Source organism: Pseudoalteromonas sp. B160 (genome assembly GCF_037162485.1).
Lineage (GTDB): Bacteria > Pseudomonadota > Gammaproteobacteria > Enterobacterales > Alteromonadaceae > Pseudoalteromonas > Pseudoalteromonas rhizosphaerae.
In genome coordinates, this window is the sequence record NZ_JARLUX010000001.1 from 654,572 (window position 1) to 678,944 (window position 24,373).

5 protein-coding genes are annotated in these 24,373 nt (G+C 45.0%); 2 read left to right on the top strand and 3 right to left on the bottom strand.

Annotation, left to right across the window (positions count from 1 at the left end):
- The first annotated feature begins 85 nt into the window (after window positions 1-85).
- Both P4S61_RS03105 and P4S61_RS03110 read left to right on the top strand, forming a co-directional pair.
- The gene (locus P4S61_RS03105; protein WP_145241513.1) at window positions 86-937 is read left to right on the top strand and encodes a transporter substrate-binding domain-containing protein; all 852 of its coding nucleotides are present in this window, start codon (window positions 86-88) and stop codon (window positions 935-937) included.
- The gene (locus P4S61_RS03110; protein ID WP_145241515.1) at window positions 934-2,418 is read left to right on the top strand and encodes a methyl-accepting chemotaxis protein; all 1,485 of its coding nucleotides are present in this window, start codon (window positions 934-936) and stop codon (window positions 2,416-2,418) included. The genes P4S61_RS03105 and P4S61_RS03110 overlap by 4 nt, the downstream gene beginning before the upstream one ends.
- A gap of 50 nt (window positions 2,419-2,468) precedes the next feature.
- Here P4S61_RS03110 and P4S61_RS03115 read toward each other — a convergent pair whose 3' ends face one another.
- From P4S61_RS03115 to P4S61_RS03125, 3 genes are read right to left on the bottom strand one after another with little or no spacing between them, the layout of a single operon-like run.
- The gene (locus P4S61_RS03115) at window positions 2,469-21,887 is read right to left on the bottom strand and encodes a tandem-95 repeat protein (RefSeq protein WP_337117749.1); all 19,419 of its coding nucleotides are present in this window, start codon (window positions 21,885-21,887) and stop codon (window positions 2,469-2,471) included.
- A 5-nt stretch (window positions 21,888-21,892) separates the two neighbouring features.
- Window positions 21,893-23,041, bottom strand: coding sequence for a TIGR03032 family protein (locus P4S61_RS03120; RefSeq protein ID WP_337117750.1), 1,149 nt, complete (start codon window positions 23,039-23,041; stop codon window positions 21,893-21,895).
- On the bottom strand, window positions 23,031-24,278 hold the full coding sequence (locus P4S61_RS03125) for a S8 family peptidase (protein ID WP_182758901.1): 1,248 nt from the start codon (window positions 24,276-24,278) through the stop codon (window positions 23,031-23,033). Before P4S61_RS03125 ends, P4S61_RS03120 begins: the two co-directional genes overlap by 11 nt.
- Between the last annotated feature and the right edge of the window lie 95 nt (window positions 24,279-24,373).

Here is a 24,373-nt window from a genome sequence, read left to right on the forward strand (position 1 = left end):
ATACGTATGCATAAAACAAACTGTTGAGCTTATAGCAAAAGCACCGTAGTTTATTATTAACACAATAATAACAACACGGTCTTTAATGCGCTATTTACTTTATATATTGATTCTCTGCGGCAGTAACTATTGCAACGCCGCAGCAATCAAATTACAAAGCTACTCAGGTGATACCTCCTTACCACACAAACTATTACTAACCGCATTAGCGAGGCAAAACCTTGCATATATACATCCTTACGAAAGTGATAAAGACATTTCAAATGCACGTATTTTAAATGATGTAAAAAATGGTCAGTTAGATGTGATGTGGAGCATGACTTCTGAGCAGCTTGAGCAAGACTATCAAGCAATTTATATCCCTTTATTTCGTGGTTTGTTGGGTATGCGCTTGGCGATGGTCACTCAACAAAATCAGCATATATTTAAACATGTAAACTCTATTAAAGACCTCTATCAATTTAGCGCCGGACAAGGCAAAACGTGGCCCGATACCGCTATACTCAAAGCGAATGGCTTAAAGGTGATCACTACCTTAAAATACCCTAATTTATTTCCGATGTTAGAAGGTAATCGCTTTGATTACTTTCCCCGTGGCGTAAACGAACCATGGGATGAAATAGCTAATAACAGTGAGTTAAACCTGACCGTTGATCCTTACATTTTACTAAAATATACCGCGCCGTTATATTTCTTTGTCGCTAAGGATAACCACACTCTCGCCAGCCAGCTTAATTCTGCGCTACAAGATATGATTGCCGATGGCACTTTTACCACCATGTTCTTTAACGACAGCCAAGTAAAAATGGTACTAGCTAAAGCTAACTTAGCAACACGAAAGGTGATCCCATTACAGAACCCTAGCCTGTCATCACGCACTCCACTATTACAACACGCACTGTGGTTTGATCCACTTAACGAGAGCAACACGCAATGAAATCATTACAAAGAAAAATAATCACAGCGCTTAGTATTTGTTTACTAGTCACTTTTAGCTTTGTAATTGGGGTAAACTACGTATTACTAAAAAATGATGAAACCAAACAATGGCATAAAAATGTTGATGCGATAAAGCAACAATTAACGGTTATTTTAGCCGAGCCAGTATTCTCATATGATAAACCCCTGATCGCGCAAATATTGCAGGCATTTGCTAAAAATCCAGATATTCAACAACTGCATGTTATTGATCATCGTGGTATCGAACTTGGTCGACTTGATAAACCCAGCAATACAACAAAGCAATTGCTCAAGCAGCAAATTGATCTAACATTCTCAGAACAACCAATTGGTACTATCCATATCAGCTTTAGCCAAGATGAATTAAACCATGGCATCAACAAAGCATTAAGTACCATGGTTATCACCCTTGCCATTTCATTTGCCTTGTTAGGCATTATTATTCTTAGCGTATGCCGCATACTGATCATCAAACCGATTGTCAGTGTCAATCAATTGGTGGATGAACTTGCCCGTGGCTCTGGCGATTTAACTCAGCGAATAAACTATCAATCTACGGATGAAATTGGCCATTTAGTTGCGGGCTTTAACCGCTTTATTAATGAAGTGCAGCAAATAATCTCAAGCCTGGGGCAAACAGCTACCGAGCTTGAAGTGATTGCCGCAACAGTAAACGAAGCAACAGTGCGTTCAAAATATGAAGCCGAGCAAGAATATCAATTAACCGATGCGGCAACCTCCTCTCTGAGTCAATTAACCCAAGCGACTAAAGAAATTGCCCTTGGAGCGACGCAAACAGCGGATAAAACAATGCAAGTACAAGGACTTTGCCAAGACGGCGAGCTATCGATGAGTCATAACAGTAGTTTGATAAACGACCTTGAAAATCAATTAGATCACACATCAACGGTGGTAGAGCAACTTGATAGTCGCAGTAGTGAGATAAGCCAAGTTCTTGATGTGATTAAAAGTATCGCCGAACAAACCAACTTATTGGCGCTTAATGCAGCAATTGAAGCTGCACGTGCTGGAGAGTCTGGCCGAGGCTTTGCCGTAGTTGCTGATGAAGTTCGCGCACTTGCGAGTAAAACCTACCATTCCACATCAGAAATCGAAAATATCATTACTGCACTACAAACCAACGCCAGTGAATGTGTAGCCGCCACACAAAAAAGCAAACAAGTGAGTACCGACGTTACTAGCGCGAACGAGCAAAGCCAACGCGTTTTTCATAATATCGCTCAACAAGTTGATGAGATGAACTTAATGAATGAACGCATTGCAGCCAGTTCAGAAGAACAAACCTCGGTTACGCAAGGAGTATTAGCCACTATGGAAAAAATCAATCATGGCGCAAAGTCGCTTGCCCAAGAAGCGGATCATCTTGATAAGACAGTTAAGCAGCTCAATGATCTTGAAAAAGGCATTGTGGCTAAACTTGGGTTGTTTAAGTATTAAATGCAAAAACGGCTAGAAGGCTAGCCGTTTTATTTACGCTTTAATGACTCCTAAAATTGATATTGGAACCCTAGCGCCCATTCATTTACATCATTTTCTCTTAGCTTATAATGGCTATAGTTAATTGAAACATCTGTATTTTCAAGCACTGGATAAGCTAATTGCCCGCCAAAATAAGGGCGTGTATTGGTGTCACTATATGTAATTTTTTGCCCCGTAGATGAGCGGCTATCGATTGAATAATGATAATGGAAAGCCCCTACAAAAACCTTACTCTTAACTTGGCCCAACAGCGGGAATACATAAGCTGTTTGTATCGCAGGTCCTTGTGACAATACCGGCACGGTTTGTGATACATTCAATTGCGCATTACTTGGATCAAGCGTATCTCCAACAAAGGTCATACTACCTTCACCTAAGTTGATATAGCGTACGCCAAATTGCCAATTAGTCGCTAACGAATAAATCCCACCTATTGACCAACTAATATCGGTATCATCGTATTCAGTATTCGCTAATTCGACTGATTGATCAGTTGTGGTGGAGCCTGCAACGGCCGCATAACCAATCGTGCCATCCATAGACCACTCACCAGCTAGTACAGGCTGACTGACTACCACAGCCGTAGCGAGTAAAGCCCATGGCGTCAGTTTTGATTGGCGACGTATAAAGACTAACCCAATCATTAACAACACCATGGTGCTGCCTAAACTACCTGATGAGCTATTTTTAACCGTGGTGGTTGTATAAGCTTTTACGGTCACTTTTACTTCTCCTTTTGCTTCAGCACCTTTACTGTCAGAAACTGTATACTCAATAAAATCAACACCTTCAAAACCTGCTTTGGGCTGGTAATTCAATGTGCCATCGTTATTTATAGTGACTGTGCCTTGCGTAGCTTGCGCGCTTATTAAACTAAGTGCGTCGCCATCCGCATCGCTATCATTGGAGAGCACATCAATAACTATTTGCGTGCGGTCATTGGTGCTTGCAGTATCACCAATAGTTGTTGGGGCACTGTTTACTACCACACTAACAGTCGCTGTACCAAAGGCTGTTCCACCTTTACCATCAGACACACTGTAGTTGATCGTTGCAGTACCAATAAAATCAAGTAATGGTTGATAACTAAGTTGATTATTAACGATTGCTACCTCACCAAAATCAACACTTGCACTGGTGAGCGTCAGTACATCATTATCTGCATCGCTATCATTACTAAGCACATCAATAACAATACTATTACCTAGTGCAATAGTTACTTGATCTGATTGTGTAACAGGCGCGCTGTTATTACTACTCATAACGCTAACGCCGCCTGGATCAACAATTTGACCATTCGCTATGCCATCAGCATCATTGATACCACCATCAGTTATGCGTAATTGTACACACCAGTCACCTTCTTTAAGCCCTTCTTGCCACAGCTGACTATTTGGTGAAGGGCAATACCCTTGCTCACCTTGAGTAGAATAGACCTTATCGCCGTTGCTGGTATTAAAGTCAATCCACTCATTATTGATAAGCTTTCTATAAATCGCCCCCGCTGGTATTGGCATTCTTTGCGGAAGCACTATGTGGTAGTTTTCACCTTTTTGCTCCATGGCGGTTACTATAAAGCTAAAGTAACCACCAGAGTTATCCATCCCAACATCTGCAGGCAATTCATTTTCAAACAATTGTGCTGCGCCACTGCTATTTTGTATGCTTGAGAATGCTTTTCTTAAACATGCTCCCGCATCCCCCTCGACAAGAAACTGCGCTGACTCATTTACTTGCTCAGGTAATACATTACATTCATTAATATTATCCAAATAATCAGGAATACCATCACGGTCATTATCTTGTAGACCTTCGATATTGTCTGGTATTAAGTCATTATCAGTATCGGCAGTTGTTAACTCAGGTAACTGAGCTACCACTTCAACATAACTGGTCACTGTAGTTGATAAGCTATCCACAGCGTCATCTGTTGCGGTTACTGCTATTTCATAAATACCAATATCGAGTTCAGCTGTAGAGAACACAAATGTATCAGCCGCATTACCTAGATCAACAATCCGTTCATCTGCTGCTTGCCAACTAAATGAAATATTATCTCCAGGGTTATTATCTGTTGCCAACGCTGTAATTGTTACGAGATCGTCACTGGCTAAAACAAATGGCCGAGGCTGATTATTTTGCTCCGTTATCGTAACTAAGCTTGGTGCTATATTACTCTCTGAAATAGTCATAATATTAGAGGCTTGCGCGCCAGTATTAAGGCTATCGTCAAGCGTTATAACAATTGTTTCATCCGCTTCAATCTCACTATCTGCAAAGACTCTAAAGTTGATCTCACCAACGAGGCCTTGTTCAATAACCACTTCACCGCTGATTAAATCATGATCATCTGATGTTGCGGTTCCAGATACGCTGTAAGGTACAGTGACAGGATAACTTGCCGCTGGTCCATTCAAGTAAACCCGAGTGGTATAACTTTGATCCTCAGCAACAACTTTATTTTTACCTAGTGATATTTGCGGGTGAACCATTACTTGCTGGCTAGCAGTTGTGGTTTTACCATTACTGTCTATCGCTTGCCAATACACTTGATGTACGCCTGGCGTAAACAACATACTTTGATTGATAGTAGTAACAGGTAGAGGGTTTTGCTCGCTATCAAACGCAAGAGCTGTACCCAACTTAACTCGAGTAAACAATCCTGTTGCATCAACATTCACAGCAGCTGGAGGTGTAATGGTTGGTGCATCCGCTTGGCTATCAGTAAAGTTAATATAAGCAAACCCTGTGCTTTGTGCTTGCGCTGGGTCGGCAATAATATACTCAACTTTAATAGTGCCTTGGGTACTTGCGCTAAATTGATAGACAAGCTGCTGGTCAACAATACTCACTGTACCCACTGACGCCCTAGCACCAATAATTGTTATTACATCACCATCAACATCAGTGTCATTCGCCAATACATCAAGTATATAACGGCCGCTTTCAGTTCGCGCTAAGTCAAAGGTATCTTCCACAGCGACCGGTTGATCGTTTACTGACTCAACAGTAATTAACGCCGTAGCTATAGCTGAACTTGCTTTACCATCAGTCACTAAATAGCTAAAGGTGTCGCTACCATGATAATCAGCCTGTGGCTGATAACTAAATACCGTTCCTTGCACCGTTAAGCTACCAAACTGTGGCTGAGTGACCACTTCTATAACTAAATTGTCGTTATCACTGTCACTAACTTGAGCACTAACACTGAGATTATTATCTTCTTTAACGCGCATTACCATATCATTAGCAACAGGCGGCGCATTTACATACGTTACATCAATACTAAATGGGTTAAGCGTACTGCTTAACTGCCCATCGCTTACGGTGATCAAAATATTGCTATATAGACCAACATTATCTCGCGTCGGTATACCACTTAATGTACCACTTGTGCTATCAAACGTTGCCCAACTCGGCTTGTTCGCAATCGTCAATGATAAACTGGTATTATCAATATCTGACACAATTGGCGTAAATGAGTAACCTGTATCTTGCGCGATTGATGTTGCAGGTGAACCGCTGATTGTTGGTGCATCGTTAACATTCACTACTGTCAGTGTAAATGGGGTTAAACTTTGGCTTGCAACCCCATCCGTTACACTCACCGTGATGCCTGCATAACTTCCTACATCAGCATTGCTTGGTCTGCCTGATAGCTCCCCTGTGGTGGTATCAAAGTTCAACCAACTTGGTTTATTTTCAATACTGAAGCTGAGGTTATCGCCATCATTATCTGTCGCTAGTGGTACAAAGCTATATAAGTCATTTTCATTAACAGCTAAGCTTGGTACTCCAGTAATCACTGGCAAATCGTTAATACTATTAATCGTTACTGACACTGTGCTTGGTGCTGAATCAAGTAATCCATCATTCGCTATATAGCTAAACTGATCGTCACCAAAGTAATTTGCACTGCCTTGATAAGTAACTTGCTCACCTGAGATAGTCGCAGTGCCATTAGTTGGTTGACTAACGATTGTATAAGTTAATCTATCACCATCAACATCACTACCGAGTAAGTTCATAACGACTGGCATGTCTTCATCAGTAACGCCAGTTTGTAGACCCACAATTGGCGCGTCATTAACTGCGGTGATAACTAACGATACCAGGGTTGTTGTTGAATCTAACTGTCCATCATTAACAACAAAACTAAAGCCATCACTGCCGTTATAATTAGCGTTTGGCGTATATAACCAACTATCATTACTTTGCTGCACAAGCGAGCCATGTAATGCGCCTTCATCAAGACGATAGCTTAGATCATCGTTCTCAATATCTAAGCCAACTAAGGTGATCAAGACGCTATTATCTTCAGCAAGTATTAAACTTTGCGGAATACCTAAAGGTGCATCATTGACTGGGTTCACGGTCATGGTGACAGTAGCAAGGTTAGATATCGCGCCATTGCTGTCTTTAACTGTGTAAGTAAAGCTGTCATCGCCAAAGTAATCTGCATTGGCGGTATAAATGATTGCCCCCGTTGCGGTTACTTGAGTTTGCCCGTTGCTTGGTGCACTGACAACCGTCACACTGCTCACATCTAAGCTGTCGCCGATATCAACATCACTGTCGTTACCCAATACGTTGACTTCAAATGAACCTTCTTCTTGCAGTTGGGCGGTGTTATCTAGCGCCACTGGTGCGTCGTTCACGGCATTAATGGTCAGTGTGACGGTCGCTGGGGTTGAGCTTAAGCCTTCGCTGTCTGTTAATGTGTAGGTGAAACTAAATACCCCATTCACATCTTGGCTTGGCACGATAGCTAAACTACCATCTAGGTTAACGCTGACTGTCGCAAAGTCGTACATGCCCGCCCCCGTGCCTTGGTTTTCAAGGCTTACGTTGGCAGCATTAAAGCCACTGTCTTCTACGTCTGAGTCGTTTGCTAAAATAGCTAACGTTGTTGCGGTATCTTCATCAGTCGTCACTGCATCATTAGCAACAACGGGGCGGTCATTCACCGCACCTATATTTACCGTAACGGTTCCTGGCAGTGACACACCGCCTTCGCTGTCGGTAATGGTGTAGGTGAAACTGTCTTGCCCTGTAACGTTCGCATCTGGGGTATACACAAAGGTGCCCGCGGCTTGGTCAAACACCACCAGCCCTGAGCTTGGCGCTCTGACTAAGTTAATCGTGCCCGTTGGGATGGTGTCTTCCACATCACTGGCCAGTGAACGCACATTGGTCACTGCTGATGCGGTGTCTTCATCCACACTTAAGCTGATAGCTTGTACCTCAGGGAGGTCGTTCACTGGGGTAATGGTGACTGTCACTGTCGCCGCTGTTGAGGTATTCAATGCCGCATCTTTTACCGTATAAGTAAAGGTATCTGTCCCCGTTACATTGCTGTTCGGTGTATACGTGGCAATGCCGTTGGTGATACTTACTGTGCCTTTACTCGCGGGTAATACGATGGCCGCTGAAGCGACCACTAGGTCATTTTCTGCATCACTGTCATTCGCTACCAAGCTAAAGTTCACTGGCGTGTCTTCTGCAGTGGTGGCACTGTCATCCATGGCAACCGGTGCATCAGCAACCGGCGTTACCGTAAGTGTTACTGTCTGTACCGCCGATAACGCACCTGCGCTATCACGAACTTGGAAGGTGAAGCTGTCGCCGTGGTTTTCACTGCCGTCATGTTGATAACTAAAGCTACCATCGCTGTTTAAGCTGACACTACCAAATTGTGGTTGACTGACAAGCTCTGCGCTGAGTGTGTCGCCTGCATCATCATCGCTGGCGTTACTTAATAACCCGTTTGCAAGTGCCACGGTTAAAGTCGCGGCTTCATCGAGGTTAAACGCGAAGTTTTGCCCTACCGGCGCATCATTGGTGTTGGTTACCTCTAATGTAAATGGCGTTAAACTGGCGCTATCTGTGCCATCGTTAACACTGATAGTAATAGCCGCGTAGCTGCCCACATCCTCGTTCTGTGGCGTGCCCGCTAATTCGCCCGTGCTGGTGTCAAAGCTTGCCCAACTTGGCTTATTAATGATGCTGAAACTGAGGCTATCACCATCAATATCACGCACTGATGGCGTAAACTGATACTGACTGTCTTCGCTTACCGTGGTGTTCGGTGTACCACTGATTGTCGGTGCATCGTTAACGTTCTTAACGGTGAGATTAAAGCTACTCAGTGCTGTAGTAATCGCGCCGTCTGATACTGAAATAATAATGTTGTTATTTACGCCGACATCATCATTACTTGGCGTACCTGACAACTGCCCAGTGCTGCTATCAAAGTTTGCCCAGCTCGGCTTGTTGCTAATACTAAAGGTTAAGCTGTCGCCATCAATATCGCTGGCTGTTGGGGTAAAGCTATAAGACGTATCTTGATCAACATTTAATGCAGGAACACCACCAATTGTTGGTGCGTCATTGACGTTGATCACCGTTAAGTTAAATGCCGGTAAGCTCGCCGTACCCATGCCATCGCTGACACTGATCACAATATTACTGTACACACCCACATCGCCGTTACCAGCGGTACCACTGAGCAACCCGGTACTGCTATCAAAACTCAACCAACTTGGTTTATTACTGATGCTAAAGGTTAAGTTATCGCCCTCGGTGTCAGTTGCCGTTGGCGCAAAACTATAAGCGATTTTCTCACTCACTGACACAGTCGGTGAACCGCTGATCACTGGCACATCATTAACACTGCTCACGGTCACTGTGATCACCGCTGGTGCTGAATCCACGCTACCATCGTTAGCAACAAAGCTGAAGCTATCGGTGCCAAAGAAGTCACTCTCACCTTGGTATATTGCTTGCGAGCCAGTCAATGTAACACGGCCATTTTGTGGCTGACTGCTTATTTGATACGTTAAGGTATCGCCTTCGATATCGCTGGCGGTAAGGTTGATAGTCAGTGGCGTATCTTCATTTACTGACACCGCTGCAGCGCTGGCAACAGGGGCATCATTTACAGCATTAACGGTTAAGTTAACACTAACAGGAGCTGAATCTAACGCACCATCATTGGCTACAAACGTGAAACTATCACTGCCGTTATAATCTGCCGCAGCTGAATACAACCAACTATCACTGCTTTGTTGAACTAGCGTTCCGTGTGCGACATCAGTATCAATGCGATAAGTTAAGCTGTCATTTTCGATGTCTGTCGCAAGCAATGTGATCAATAAGCTTGCATCTTCATCAAGGCTAAGGGTTTGCGTTTGTGCCACCGGCGCATCATTGACTGGGTTCACGGTCATGGTGACAGTAGCAAGGTTAGATATCGCGCCATTGCTATCTTTAACTGTGTAAGTAAAGCTGTCGTCACCATAGTAATCTGCATTGGCGGTGTAAATGATTGCCCCCGTTGCGGTTACTTGAGTTTGCCCGTTGCTTGGTGCACTGACAACCGTCACACTGCTCACATCTAAGCTGTCGCCGATATCAACATCACTGTCGTTACCCAATACGTTGACTTCAAATGAACCTTCTTCTTGCAGTTGGGCGGTGTTATCTAGCGCCACTGGTGCGTCGTTCACGGCATTAATGGTCAGTGTGACGGTCGCTGGGGTTGAGCTTAAGCCTTCGCTGTCTGTTAATGTGTAGGTGAAACTAAATACCCCATTCACATCTTGGCTTGGCACGATAGCTAAACTACCATCTAGGTTAACGCTGACTGTCGCAAAGTCGTACATGCCCGCCCCCGTGCCTTGGTTTTCAAGGCTTACGTTGGCAGCATTAAAGCCACTGTCTTCTACGTCTGAGTCGTTTGCTAAAATAGCTAACGTTGTTGCGGTATCTTCATCAGTCGTCACTGCATCATTAGCAACAACGGGGCGGTCATTCACCGCACCTATATTTACCGTAACGGTTCCTGGCAGTGACACACCGCCTTCGCTGTCGGTAATGGTGTAGGTGAAACTGTCTTGCCCTGTAACGTTCGCATCTGGGGTATACACAAAGGTGCCCGCGGCTTGGTCAAACACCACCAGCCCTGAGCTTGGCGCTCTGACTAAGTTAATCGTGCCCGTTGGGATGGTGTCTTCCACATCACTGGCCAGTGAACGCACATTGGTCACTGCTGATGCGGTGTCTTCATCCACACTTAAGCTGATAGCTTGTACCTCAGGGAAGTCGTTCACTGGGGTAATGGTGACTGTCACTGTCGCCGCTGTTGAGGTATTCAATGCCGCATCTTTTACCGTATAAGTAAAGGTATCTGTCCCCGTTACATTGCTGTTCGGTGTATACGTGGCAATGCCGTTGGTGATACTTACTGTGCCTTTACTCGCGGGTAATACGATGGCCGCTGAAGCGACCACTAGGTCATTTTCTGCATCACTGTCATTCGCTACCAAGCTAAAGTTCACTGGCGTGTCTTCTGCAGTGGTGGCACTGTCATCCATGGCAACCGGTGCATCAGCAACCGGCGTTACCGTAAGTGTTACTGTCTGTACCGCCGATAACGCACCTGCGCTATCACGAACTTGGAAGGTGAAGCTGTCGCCGTGGTTTTCACTGCCGTCATGTTGATAACTAAAGCTACCATCGCTGTTTAAGCTGACACTACCAAATTGTGGTTGACTGACAAGCTCTGCGCTGAGTGTGTCGCCTGCATCATCATCGCTGGCGTTACTTAATAACCCGTTTGCAAGTGCCACGGTTAAAGTCGCGGCTTCATCGAGGTTAAACGCGAAGTTTTGCCCTACCGGCGCATCATTGGTGTTGGTTACCTCTAATGTAAATGGCGTTAAACTGGCGCTATCTGTGCCATCGTTAACACTGATAGTAATAGCCGCGTAGCTGCCTACATCCTGGTTCTGTGGCGTGCCCGCTAATTCGCCCGTGCTGGTGTCAAAGCTTGCCCAACTTGGCTTATTAATGATGCTAAAAGTATGGGTATCTTGCGTATCGCTGTCTGTAAGGATGGGTATAAAACTATACGCTGCATCTTCAGCTGTAGTTGTACTTGGTGAACCACTTAACACCGGTACGACATTATATTTTTTAGTTACTGTGGCAGTTACTGCTGCGCTGGCATTGCCTGCGGTGTCTGTAACTATTGCTGAGAACGTTAACACTCCCTCAGCCAATGTTGTAACATCGATACCTGTAATTTGCTGCGTAACAGCACTAATCGTTGCGTTACCAGTAACAGCATTACTGCCATCACTTACCTGGTAACTAAGCGAACCACTTCCTTCAAGCCCAGTAAAACTAACACTCATTGCAGATTCGTTATCCGCATTAATTAAGCTTTGATCAACGCTAACTGCATGCCCAGTTGGGGTGGTATTATCTAAAGTAATTGAGCTGGTCGCCGCAGGTGAAGTATTCCCTGCACTGTCAGTTTGCGTTACCGATACTGTTAAAGTGCCGTTATTAAGTGCACTTATATCTAACTCATTGCCGCTAAGCGTCCAATTTCCACCACTACCAGCTGTAACCGTGGCATTTACACCACCAATATCAACATTAACTGCAGCGCCTGATTCTGCCCCAGAGCCGGTTATCAATACACTATCATCTTCACTAGCGTTAACTATGCCATCGACTTCGATTGGCGTATTAATAGTAACAACTGGCGGTGCACTGTTATCCAAGGTTATCGTCGTCGTTGCCGCTGGAGAAATATTACCCGCGCTGTCAGTTTGCGTTGCTGATACCGTTAATGTGCCATTATTTAATGCACTGATATCTAACTCATTACCACTGAGAGTCCAATTACCGCTGCTATCAGCAGTCACGGTGGCATTTACACCGCCAACATCAACCTTAACTGCAGCGCCTGATTCTGCCCCAGATCCTACAATTAATAACGCATTATCTTCAGCAGCATTCACAATGCCATCAACAGCGATCGGCGTTGTGATAGCCAATGCATTTGGCGCAACATTATCTAAGGTTATAGTGGTTGTAGCTGCAGATGAAATATTTCCTGCGCTATCGGTTTGCGTTGCAGATACTGTTAATGTGCCATTATTTAACGCGCTAATGTCTAATTCACTGCCATTAAGTGTCCAGTTACCGCTGCTATCAGCTATCACAGTTGCATTTATGCCGCTAATACCCACTGTCACTGTTGCGCCAGCTTCTGCTCCTGACCCTGTGATCAACACAGCATTGTCTTCAGCCGCATTTACAATACCATCTACTGCAATCGGCGTTGTAATAGCCACCGCATTTGGTGCGATGTTATCTAATGTAATTGAAGTTGATGCAGCCGTTGAGATATTGCCCGCATCGTCGGTTTGTGTTGCCGAAACTGTCAATATGCCATTATTTAGAGCGCTGATATCCAGCTCATTACCTGATAATGTCCAATTACCACTTGAGTCTGCGGTAGTCGTTTTAGTCACCCCACCGATACTCACAGTGACTGTTGCGCCTGACTCTGCTCCCCCGCCTTGGACTAATACATCATTATCCTCCGCAGCGTTAACTTTACCATCCTCCTCAATAGGCGTAATAAAGGTTGGTGCGTTTGGTGCTTGGTTATCCAACGTTATTGTTGTAGTTGCAGCTATTGAGACATTACCTGCGCTATCGGCCTGAGTTGCCGAGACCGTCAGCGTACCATTATTCAGCGCACTGATATCCAGCTCGTTGCCCGATAATGTCCAATTACCACTTGAATCTGCAGTGGTGGTTTTAGATATACCATCAACATTTACTGTAACTGTTGCACCTGACTCTGCGCCAGATCCTTGCACTAGTACATCGTTATCTTCAACAGCATTAACTTTGCCGTCGCCTTCAATTGGCGTAGTAATCGTCAATGCATTTGGCGCTTGATTATCCAACGTAATTAATGCGGTTGCCGTAGTCGAGGTGTTACCCGCCGCATCACTTTGTGTGGCGCTGACGGTGAGCGTGCCATTATTAAAGCTGCTGACATCAAACTCACTACCACTGATAGTCCATGCCCCAGAGCCATCAGCCGTTACGGTACGTGATAAGTTATTCGCGCCATCGCTGATGGTCACACTGACGCTGGCATTAGCTTCCGCCCTGGAGCCGGTGATCACTACGTCACTGTCTTCCGCTGCGTTAACTTTACCATCGCCCTCTATCGGAGTGGCTATTGTCGGTGAATTCGGTGCTGCGTTATCTAAAATCACTGAGGTGCTGGCTGCGCTGGAGGTGTTACCCGCCGCATCAGATTGTGTCGCGCTGACGGTGAGCGTGCCATTATTAAAGCTGCTGACATCAAACTCACTACCACTGATAGTCCATGTACCTGCGCCATCAGCCGTCACAGTCCGTGATAAGTTATTCGCGCCATCGCTGATAGTCACACTGACACTGGCATTGGCTTCTGCGCCAGAGCCGGTGATCAATACACTGCCATCTTCTACAGCATTGATCCGGCCATCAACCTCAATCGGGGTCGTTATGGTCAAGGCATTCGGTGCTGCGTTATCTAAAATCACTGAGGTGCTGGCTGCACTGGAGGTGTTACCCGCCGCATCACTTTGTGTGGCGCTGACGGTGAGCGTGCCATTATTAAAGCTGCTGACATCAAACTCGCTACCACTGATAGTCCATGCCCCAGAGCCATCGGCCGTCACAGTCCGCGATTGGTTATTCGAACCATCGCTGATAGTTACACTGACACTGGCATTGGCTTCTGCCCCGGAGCCGGTGATCAATACACTGCCATCTTCTACAGCATTGATCCGGCCATCAACCTCAATCGGGGTGGCAATCGTCAAGGCATTCGGTGCTGCGTTATCTAAAATCACTGAGGTGCTGGTTGCACTGGAGGTGTTACCCGCCGCATCACTTTGTGTGGCGCTGACGGTGAGTGTGCCATTATTAAAGCTGCTGACATCAAACTCACTACCACTGATAGTCCATGTACCTGCGCCATCGGCCGTCACGGTGCGCGATTGGTTATTCGCGCCATCGCTGATAGTCACACTGACACTGGCATTGGCTTCTGCGCCAGAGCCGGTGATCAATACACTGCCATCTTCTACAGCATTGATCCGGCCATCAACCTCAATCGGGGTGCTTATCGTCAAGGCATTCGGTGCTGCGTTATCTAAAATCACTGAGGTGCTGGCTGCACTGGAGGTGTTACCCGCCGCATCACTTTGTGTGGCGCTGACGGTGAGCGTGCCATTATTAAAGCTGCTGACATCAAACTCGCTACCACTGATAGTCCATGCCCCAGAGCCATCGGCCGTCACAGTCCGTGATAAGTTATTCGCGCCATCGCTGATGGTCACACTGACACTGGCATTGGCTTCTGCCCCGGAGCCGGTGATCAATATACTGCCATCTTCTACAGCATTGATCCGGCCATCAACCTCAATCGGGGTCGTTATGGTCAAGGCATTCGGTGCTGCGTTATCTAAAATCACTGAGGTGCTGGTTGCACTGGAGGTGTTACCCGCCGCATCAGATTGTGTGGCGCTGACGGTGAGCGTGCCATTATTAAAGCTGCTGACATCAAACTCACTACCACTGATAGTCCATGTACCTGCGCCATCAGCCGTCACGGTCCGCGATTGGTTATTCGAACCATCGCTGATAGTCACACTGACACTGGCATTGGCTTCTGCGCCAGAGCCGGTGATCAATACACTGCCATCTTCTACAGCATTGATCCGGCCATCAACCTCAATCGGGGTGGCAATCGTCAAGGCATTCGGTGCTGCGTTATCTAAAATCACTGAGGTGCTGGTTGCACTGGAGGTGTTACCCGCCGCATCAGATTGTGTGGCGCTGACGGTGAGCGTGCCATTATTAAAGCTGCTGACATCAAACTCACTACCACTGATAGTCCATGCCCCAGAGCCATCGGCCGTCACAGTCCGTGATAAGTTATTCGCGCCATCGCTGATGGTCACACTGACGCTGGCATTAGCTTCTGCGCCAGAGCCGGTGATCAATACACTGCCATCCTCTACGGCATTGATCCGGCCATCAACCTCAATCGGGGTGCTTATCGTCAAGGCATTCGGTGCTGCGTTATCTAAAATCACTGAGGTGCTGGCTGCACTGGAGGTGTTACCCGCCGCATCACTTTGTGTGGCGCTGACGGTGAGTGTGCCGTTATTAAAGCTGCTGACATCAAACTCACTACCACTGATAGTCCATGCCCCAGAGCCATCAGCCGTCACAGTACGCGATTGGTTATTCGAACCATCGCTGATAGTCACACTGACACTGGCATTGGCTTCCGCCCCAGAGCCGGTGATCAATACACTGTCATCTTCTACGGCATTGATCCGGCCATCAACCTCAATCGGGGTCGTTATGGTCAAGGCATTCGGTGCTGCGTTATCTAAAATCACTGAGGTGCTGGCTGCACTTGAAGTATTGCCCGCTGTATCCGATTGTGTGGCGCTGACGGTGAGCGTGCCATCGTTAAAGCTGCTGACATCAAACTCACTACCACTGATAGTCCATGTACCTGCGCCATCAGCCGTCACAGTACGCGATTGGTTATTCGAACCATCGCTGATAGTCACACTGACGCTGGCATTGGCTTCTGCCCCAGAGCCGGTGATCAATACACTGTCATCTTCTACGGCATTGATCCGACCATCAACCTCAATCGGGGTGGCGATCGTCAAGGCACTTGGTGCTGCGTTATCTAAAATCACCGCGGTGCTGGCTGCGCTTGAAGTATTACCCGCCGCATCACTTTGTGTGGCGCTGACGGTGAGCGTGCCATCGTTAAAGCTGCTGACATCAAACTCACTACCACTGATAGTCCATGCCCCAGAGCCATCGGCCGTCACGGTACGTGATAAGTTATTCGCGCCATCGCTGATAGTTACACTGACACTGGCATTGGCTTCTGCGCCAGAGCCGGTGATCAATACACTGCCATCTTCTACAGCATTGATCCGGCCATCAACCTCAATCGGGGTGGCAATCGTTAAGGCATTCGGTGCTGCGTTATCTAAAATCACTGAGGTGCTGGCTGCACTTGAAGTATTGCCCGCTGTATCCGATTGTGTGGCGCTGACGGTGAGCGTGCCATCGTTAAAGCTGCTGACATCAAACTCACTACCACTGATAGTCCATGCCCCAGAGCCATCAGCCGTCACAGTACGCGATTGGTTATTCGAACCATCGCTGATAGTCACACTGACGCTGGCATTGGCTTCCGCCCCAGAGCCGGTGATCAATACACTGTCATCTTCTACGGCATTGATCCGGCCATCAACCTCAATCGGGGTGGCGATCGTCAAGGCGCTTGGTGCTGCGTTATCTAAAATCACCGCGGTGCTGGCTGCGCTTGAAGTATTACCCGCCGAATCACTTTGTGTGGCGCTGACGGTGAGCGTGCCATCATTAAAGCTGCTGACATCAAACTCACTACCACTGATAGTCCATGCCCCAGAGCCATCGGCCGTCACAGTCCGTGATAAGTTATTCGAACCATCGCTAATGGTCACATTAACCGTAGCGCCAGAGTCAGCGCCGCTACCTTGTATAAGCACATGCGCATCTTCCACAGCATTGATCCGACCATCTACTTCAATCGGGGTGGTAATACTCGGTGCACTCACGTTAGTATCAATGGTTATTGTAGTACTCGTTCCATTGGTAATATTACCAGCAGAGTCCGTCGCGCGTGCCACAATAGTATGCGAGCCACTCGTCATTGCTGAGCCTACGGTGATACTCCACACCCCACCACTAACAACAGTACTGCCTATTGAGCCATCAACACTTGAAATAAGAGTAATAGTGTCGCCTGTGGTGCCTGTACCTGTAAAAGTAGGTGTTGTATTATTGGTTATATTATCTGTACTCGAAGAGCCACTATCACTGGCTGCAGTTAGATCGGCTGCGCTCGGTGCGCTCGGCGCGGTTGTGTCAATTGTCACTGTAAGTGCGCTTGAGCTACTACTTACATTACTTGCTGAGTCTGTTGCTTTTGCTGAAATAGCATGGTCTAAACCGGCAGTTAAAGTGCTAGTGGTAATTTGCCAATTGCCATCGGTCGCTATGCCAGACCCGATTACAGTTGCTCCAGCACCAACTTGGTCGCTGTAAAGACTAACTGTTGAACCACTCTCAGCAGTGCCACTAAATGTTGGCGTGGTATCGTTGGTAATATTATCCGTAGTAGATAACCCTGAATCAGCAGCCGCATTTAAATCAGGGGTAGATGGCGCACTTGGCGCAACATTATCATTTACCGTTATAGTAAACGTTTTTTGAAAAGTTGTTGTTGCATCGTTACTTTGTACGCACACAATGTAACTTCCTGCACTAAGTGCAGCTTGCGTCTGAATTAAGGTGCCACTGATCTGAAAACTGCTATTGTTTGTGTCAGCGCTACATGTACCGTTTACACTTGCGCCTGAGCTTACAAACGTATAACTATGACTGTCGGTGGTATCTACATCTGAGGTAGTGAGCGCCCCTATATTAGCACCAGGTCCAGTTGATGATTGATTTATACTTGCCGATGAAAGTGAAATATCCGTTGGGGCATCATTTTGCCCAGTAATATTCACTATCGCTTGATTTGTACCCGCGCTGTTTGCTATCCCATCATTAAAGACATAATCCAAAGTCACTGATGATGATGGAGATTCGGAACTATTTTGATAGGTAATGCTTTGTAAAACTGAGTCAACAATTGCAGATGTAGCATTAGCATTAAAGGTCAGTACCAAGGTACCTGAGGAGTTAGTCGTTACCGTTCCGACTGTGGTCGAATTATAAGTAAACGTATTGCCCTCAATTAGCGCGCCCAATAAGTTATTGTTCGCAAAAACATCTTCAGTACTTGCCCCACCGTTTCGACTAATAGTTAAACTGGCATTATTATAATTACCAATTGCGCCATTAAGGGCATCGAGCTCAGTATCAGCGATAGTCACATCAGAGTCGATAACAATTGCAGAGCCATTTTCAATGAAGGTTGCACCGCCATTCAAACTACTAAATACGGGGGCGCTATTTGGCTCAACAAAAGTTATTATGGTATCGCTACCACTTTCAGCAACGCTAAAAGCTAAACTTGAGCCTGGTGAATTACTTAATGAGAGCGTAAGCTCAGAAATATTAAAATCGGTGGCATCTGTATCAACTTCTAATGTACTCGTGCCATTAAATCGCACATTTGCACTTGAAAGCCCTGTCACGCCAGTAATCGTTAAGGTATCACCTACGGCTAGATCGGTGATGGTATCCCCTGATAATTGTGATGCACTGCCGACAAAATTATCGTTACCTGCATTGCCCGTCATCGAATCAGTACCACCGCCAGGGCGGATGGTATCTGCGCCGCTACCGCCAACAATAGTATCATCACCATTAAAATCGCTGGCTGTAATTGTCAATATGTCACTGGCAAAGGCTGAAGCATTTATTGATAGGGCTGCTGTAATTTCACCGCCACTCGCATTTGACACTGATACTGCTTGACCATTGGCATTAAAGTTGTCAGTTAAGGTTACTGTGGCATTATTGTCAGTTCCTATTGCCACGCCTTCAACAGCAGACACTGAGGTACTGGTAAAATCAAACGCCCCACCATCCATAAGTTTCAGTGTTTCAGTACCCGCACTACCCGTTATAGCAGTGCTAAAATTACCAATATTAGCGGCATCAATAGCCACTGTTGCGCCACTAGCTAACGAAAGAGTGCCTATATTTAAAAATCCACCGCCGCTAATGTCTGCACCATCAGTTACTTGTACTTGGTCGGCAACACTATTTTCGCCAATTAACGTGCCCGTGTATGCACTATTACCAATTGCAAAAATTATGGCGTCGGTTGACGAACCAGCCGTAATATTAGTGGTCCCTGTTGATACGGTGATCGTTCTGGTATTTGTACTGTCATCAGCTACATCGTAGCTTTCAATGCCAGTTAAAGTTGTGAAATCACCATCACCGGTGATAGTAATCGTTTCTGAACCTGGCGCTGTTATGGTGCCCGTAAAACTGCCATGCTGGCTGGCCGTCATCGACACTGACGCGCCCGAAGCGAGTGTTAAATTAGTCACATTACTAATCGTGGCATTACTAATGTTTGCGCCGCTACTCATAGACAATGTATCAGCAACACTATTTTCGCCGGTAATTGTTCCCGTATAAGCTAGTGTGCCAATATCAAACGTAATGGCATCAGTTACGGAGCTAGCTGTTACTGAGTGCCCCGCGGCACTAATAGATACTGTACGCGCGTTCGTGCTATCGTCATTTAATGTGTAGCTTTCAATTGCTGATACTGTAGCGAAATTACCATCACCTAAAATATCTAGCGTCTCATTACCACTGCCTGATACAGTGCCTGAGAACAATGCTAGCTGTGATGCAGCAATACTTGCTGAACCGCCACTTGCTACCGTCAAGTTTTCAAAGCCGCTAATTGTGGCGCCAGAAATACTGCCACCACTACCAATAGATAACGTATCAGTGCCGGTGTTGCCCGCTAAAATACCGGTTGCGCTAACTGAGCCAATATTGAGAGTATCGTCGCCGGTGCTACCAGTAAAATTTTGCCCTGCAGCGCCAAGGGTGAATGCATTTGGTGCAGATAAAACATACGTTTCAATCGCACTGTTGCCTGTTAGTCCATCCGTTGCTGAGCTAATAGTTATCGTTTCTGTGCCTGGTGCTGTAAACGTTGTAAAACTATCGTGCTGTGCCTCAGTCATCAATACACTCGCACCACTGGCAAGTGTTAATGATTCAAAGGCAGATATTGTTGCACCACTAAGATCAGCACCAGTGCCAGCCTGCAATATATCGGTACCCGCAGCGCCGTTCAATGTACCTGTTACCGTGAAGGCATTAATATTAACGGTATCATCTGCGCTGCTGCCAGTTACATTTTGCGCTGCGCTACCAAGCGTAAAGATCATTGCAGCGCCAAGCACATAAGTTTCAATATCCGCATCACCCGTTAGCGTTTGATCGCCATCGGCACTAGCGATAGTAAATTGATTTGTACCTGTACCATTTATAGTAGTGAAACTGTCATGCTGCGTTTCACTTAATGTCAATGAACCATTGTTATAGGGCGTTAAGGTTTCAAAACCCGTTAAGCTTGTGAACCCAGTTAAGTCGCTCCCGGTAACAACACTGATTGTATCGGTACCGCCGCCGCCATCAGCCGTTGACCCTGTAATATGCGCTGCATTGTTAATATTTAATGTTTCATTATCGTCACTAAATATAATTGCTGGGCTTAAATTTATACCGTTTAAGGTACTAAATCCAGCAGCGGCAGAACTCGCTGAAGTAATATTAGCAACCGAAATTGTCGCTGTACGACTTACACTATTTACAGTGCCATCATTAATTACCACTGTCACCGTTCTAGCGGTTTCATCGGGCGTATTTGAAGTATTATCGTAAGTGATATTCTGCAAAAAGGTAGCCACTTCAGCGGCCGTTACGGTTGCCCCTGTGATAGAAATTGTGTCTTGAAGTATAATATCCGCCGCAGACCCACCCGTGAGTGCGTTTTGCGCCGCAGCTGTTACGTTCAGGCCTTCTGAGGCGCCATTTTGATCGTTGGTTAATGCAACGGTTATTGTTGTTATTGTATCCGCATCACTATCAGTTGCACTAGCGCTGGGCGCGATATTCACAGCACCGCTGCCTTCAGAAAACGAAACTGAACTATCTGTTCCTGCCAGCACGCCATTTAAATCAACAACCAGGGCGGAGTTTGTAGAAGTACCTGTGGCACTCAAAGACACATTATACATACTCTCATTCGCATCATTGCTACTGATCCTTAGGTTTCCTACTAACGCCCCAACTGTTGACGTTTGTACAGTAACAAGTATCGTACATTGCATACCTGAGGTTAATGTTTGCCCATTCGTAGCACATGTGCCGCCTGTAATTGAAAAGTCGCTACTACCACTTGTTATAGAAACAGCTGAAGTTGTTAAGTTACCTGTGCCCTCATTTTTTACCGTAAAGGTTTTTGTTATAGTTGCTACACCATCCGCTGCAACACTGCCAAAGTCTTCGCTTACAGTTGTCGATCCACTTTCTTCAACATCTATTTCTGGAGACGTGCCACAAGCGCCAGATATAGCACCAGGGATAATGCTACAGACAGATGTATCGATACATCTCCCATCTGCCAATAAGCAATTTCCACTTGCAAATACCTTTCTTATTAATAGATCACTTTTTACCTGTGTATTGTCGCCCGTAACAATACTCACTTTTTGTTCATTCGTTTCAAGTAATCCCTGCTCTTTTAAAAAGCTTAATGTATTATTTATATCTGGGTTTACTAAGTGTGATTGGGCTTTTTGCCCTCGACTAAATGTCGAAAAGGGGCTTTTTGACTCTGTATCAACTATTTCATCTTCAGTTTCTAACGCTAACTTTTTTGAAAATTGTTTTAAATCTACAGCTTCATTTACTGTTTCTGCGTAAGCCCCGCTAGCTATTACTGCAGAAATCGCAACGCCTAAAAAAGTTTTATTTAAGCTTAAACGTTCCATGATACTCATCCTCGACAAAATTCAAAAATATGGCTAGACAACGCGTCTGAGCTTTGAAATAGCTCTGGTTTCCTGCTGTTCGGTACAACAGCAATATCGTAAATCTGTTTTACATCACCCGAAAAAGTTAAATTACCAATCACCTCACCGGTACTTACATTCACTAACCATATTGCGCATTCACTTTGCCCATTCAATAATCTTGGGTTTGCTTTAAAGCGAATATGCTCTTCTGATTTACGTAATGTACTCGTACCGACAAGCATCAAGTCACCAAAGAACGTCATTCCCCTTGTAAAACCTTGCAACTCACATAAAATTCTATTAGTACCTGACTTTGGATCGTATACATGAATATCGCCATCTCCAGATGCACAATAATAAACCTTGCCTGCATGGCATCTTGGAGAATGTGGCATTGAAATACCTGATTTGATGACCTTATTCTCAACGACATCAATAAGCACCCCTTTATTCCCTAGCTCTTCACGCCAACCTTGTGCTGTATCTGATTCACTAAAAGCTGTAACATAACGAGGTATTCCATCTAACAACGCCATGCCATTTAAATGGCATCTATTTTCCGGCTTCAGTTCTGAAATAAACGACGGCACCCAAGCAGCGACAAAACTATGGTCAGGACTTAACTTACTTAAACAAGAGAACATCGAGTTAACTACCCACAAACCATCATTACCCCAACAAATATCATGGATGTTGATCATACCTGTTGATAAAGTCGCTCTTTCTATAAACAAACTGTCGGCTGCCTTTACACTTTTGACTTGTTCATCCCACTCTTCACGAAATTTGGGGCTATCTCTGAGTTCATTATCTTGTAATTTTTTTGGCAACTCTTCATAACGATCAAGGTTCCCATTAATAACATCAGCATAACCACTTGGTGTTTTTTGAAAGTCGATTACTTGATTTAGTGTTCCAAGCGTGACCCTATTTTCGTCGGCATAAAGTCCCATTGGTCTTGGAAATGCCTTTAATTTTGTTTCTAGCTTGCCATTATTGGAACGCACTAAAATAACACGTTGTGATTGATAACTTGTCGCAATCAACGATACGCCCAACTGAGCCAATATTTTTGGGAAGTTGTCACTGTAGGTGCTACTAAAATCTAACGGTTCCATTTCAGTGCTCATTAATTTCACTACCTTTTGATCTAATCAAAGTTACACTCTTTATATTATTTTTATTAACTACATGTGCAGGCAAAATATTTTCAACCATCGTTAATTTTGTTAACGGGTATTCAACTCCGCATGCTTTTAGCTGTGCCACAACGCCTGAAACAATAGCGGCTGATGATGAGGTGCCACCAAAATTTACATACCCATTAAGTGACGTTGATGCAATTGAAGAAGGGGCGTAATAATCAACACATTGCCCATAATTAGAAAACTCAGCAACATTCCCATTTTTATTTATTGCCCCTATAACAACCACTGAACTTAATGCCGATAGATGATTGACTTCACAAGCTTTCTTACCCGAATTTCCTGCTGAAACAACGATAATAGGTGCATTTGATGCAGATGCAACATTCTCAATTACCAGTGACGTAATACCCGATAATAACGGTAAAACCCAACTACAGTTGATAACATCCGCTTTCATCAACTTAGCGACCTGAAATGCCAATATTATAGAAGATGACCATGTTGAAACTTGCCTGATAGCTATTATTTCACTAGTCGGTGCGAAACCCTCAACCCCTATATTATCTTGCTTTGCAGCAATAACTCCAACAACACGTGTACCATGGTAATCAGTTGGGTTTTTAGCACTGGTTGCCAGTGTTTTTTCATCAGGATCATATTCAAACAATACTGTTAAATCATCAAACTCTGGGTGAGTAAAATCAAAGCCGTCATCAATAATTGCAACCCGCACAGTATTCTCTGGTTTATCGCATAAAGGAGCATTTTGTGACACAAGCACGCTGCTAGTCTGCCTGCTTGTTCCTGACGTAACTAACTTTGTGACAGGTGCAATATCTGGTTCGATCTCTAGCACATCTTGATGTTTGCTTAACGCTAAATAAACATCAAAAAAATATTCGGGTCTAGGTGTTACCCAGTAAACCAATTCACTTCCTATATTAGCGATTACTTGAACTTGTTTTATTTCATCATGTAGCTGTGAGATCTCATCGACTGATAGCAAAGAGAGTATTATTATTTTTTTGTTAAAAGCGTACATATTCCCTGCATCATCAATCAAAAAATTACTGTCATGCTTGGCAAATACAACACTACCTTTAGAGCTTTTAAATTGCAGCTTGTCTAAACTCGCCTGAGCAGATACATCTCTTGCAAATAAGCACACAACTATAATTAAACAGCTGAAAACAATATGCCAATTAAGGTATTTCAACATAAGTAAATAACAACCAACAGAGCTCTTTCAAACAACATATAACTTACTTCCTGCACAAACATAATGGTTTTTCATCATATGTAGAATACAGATTT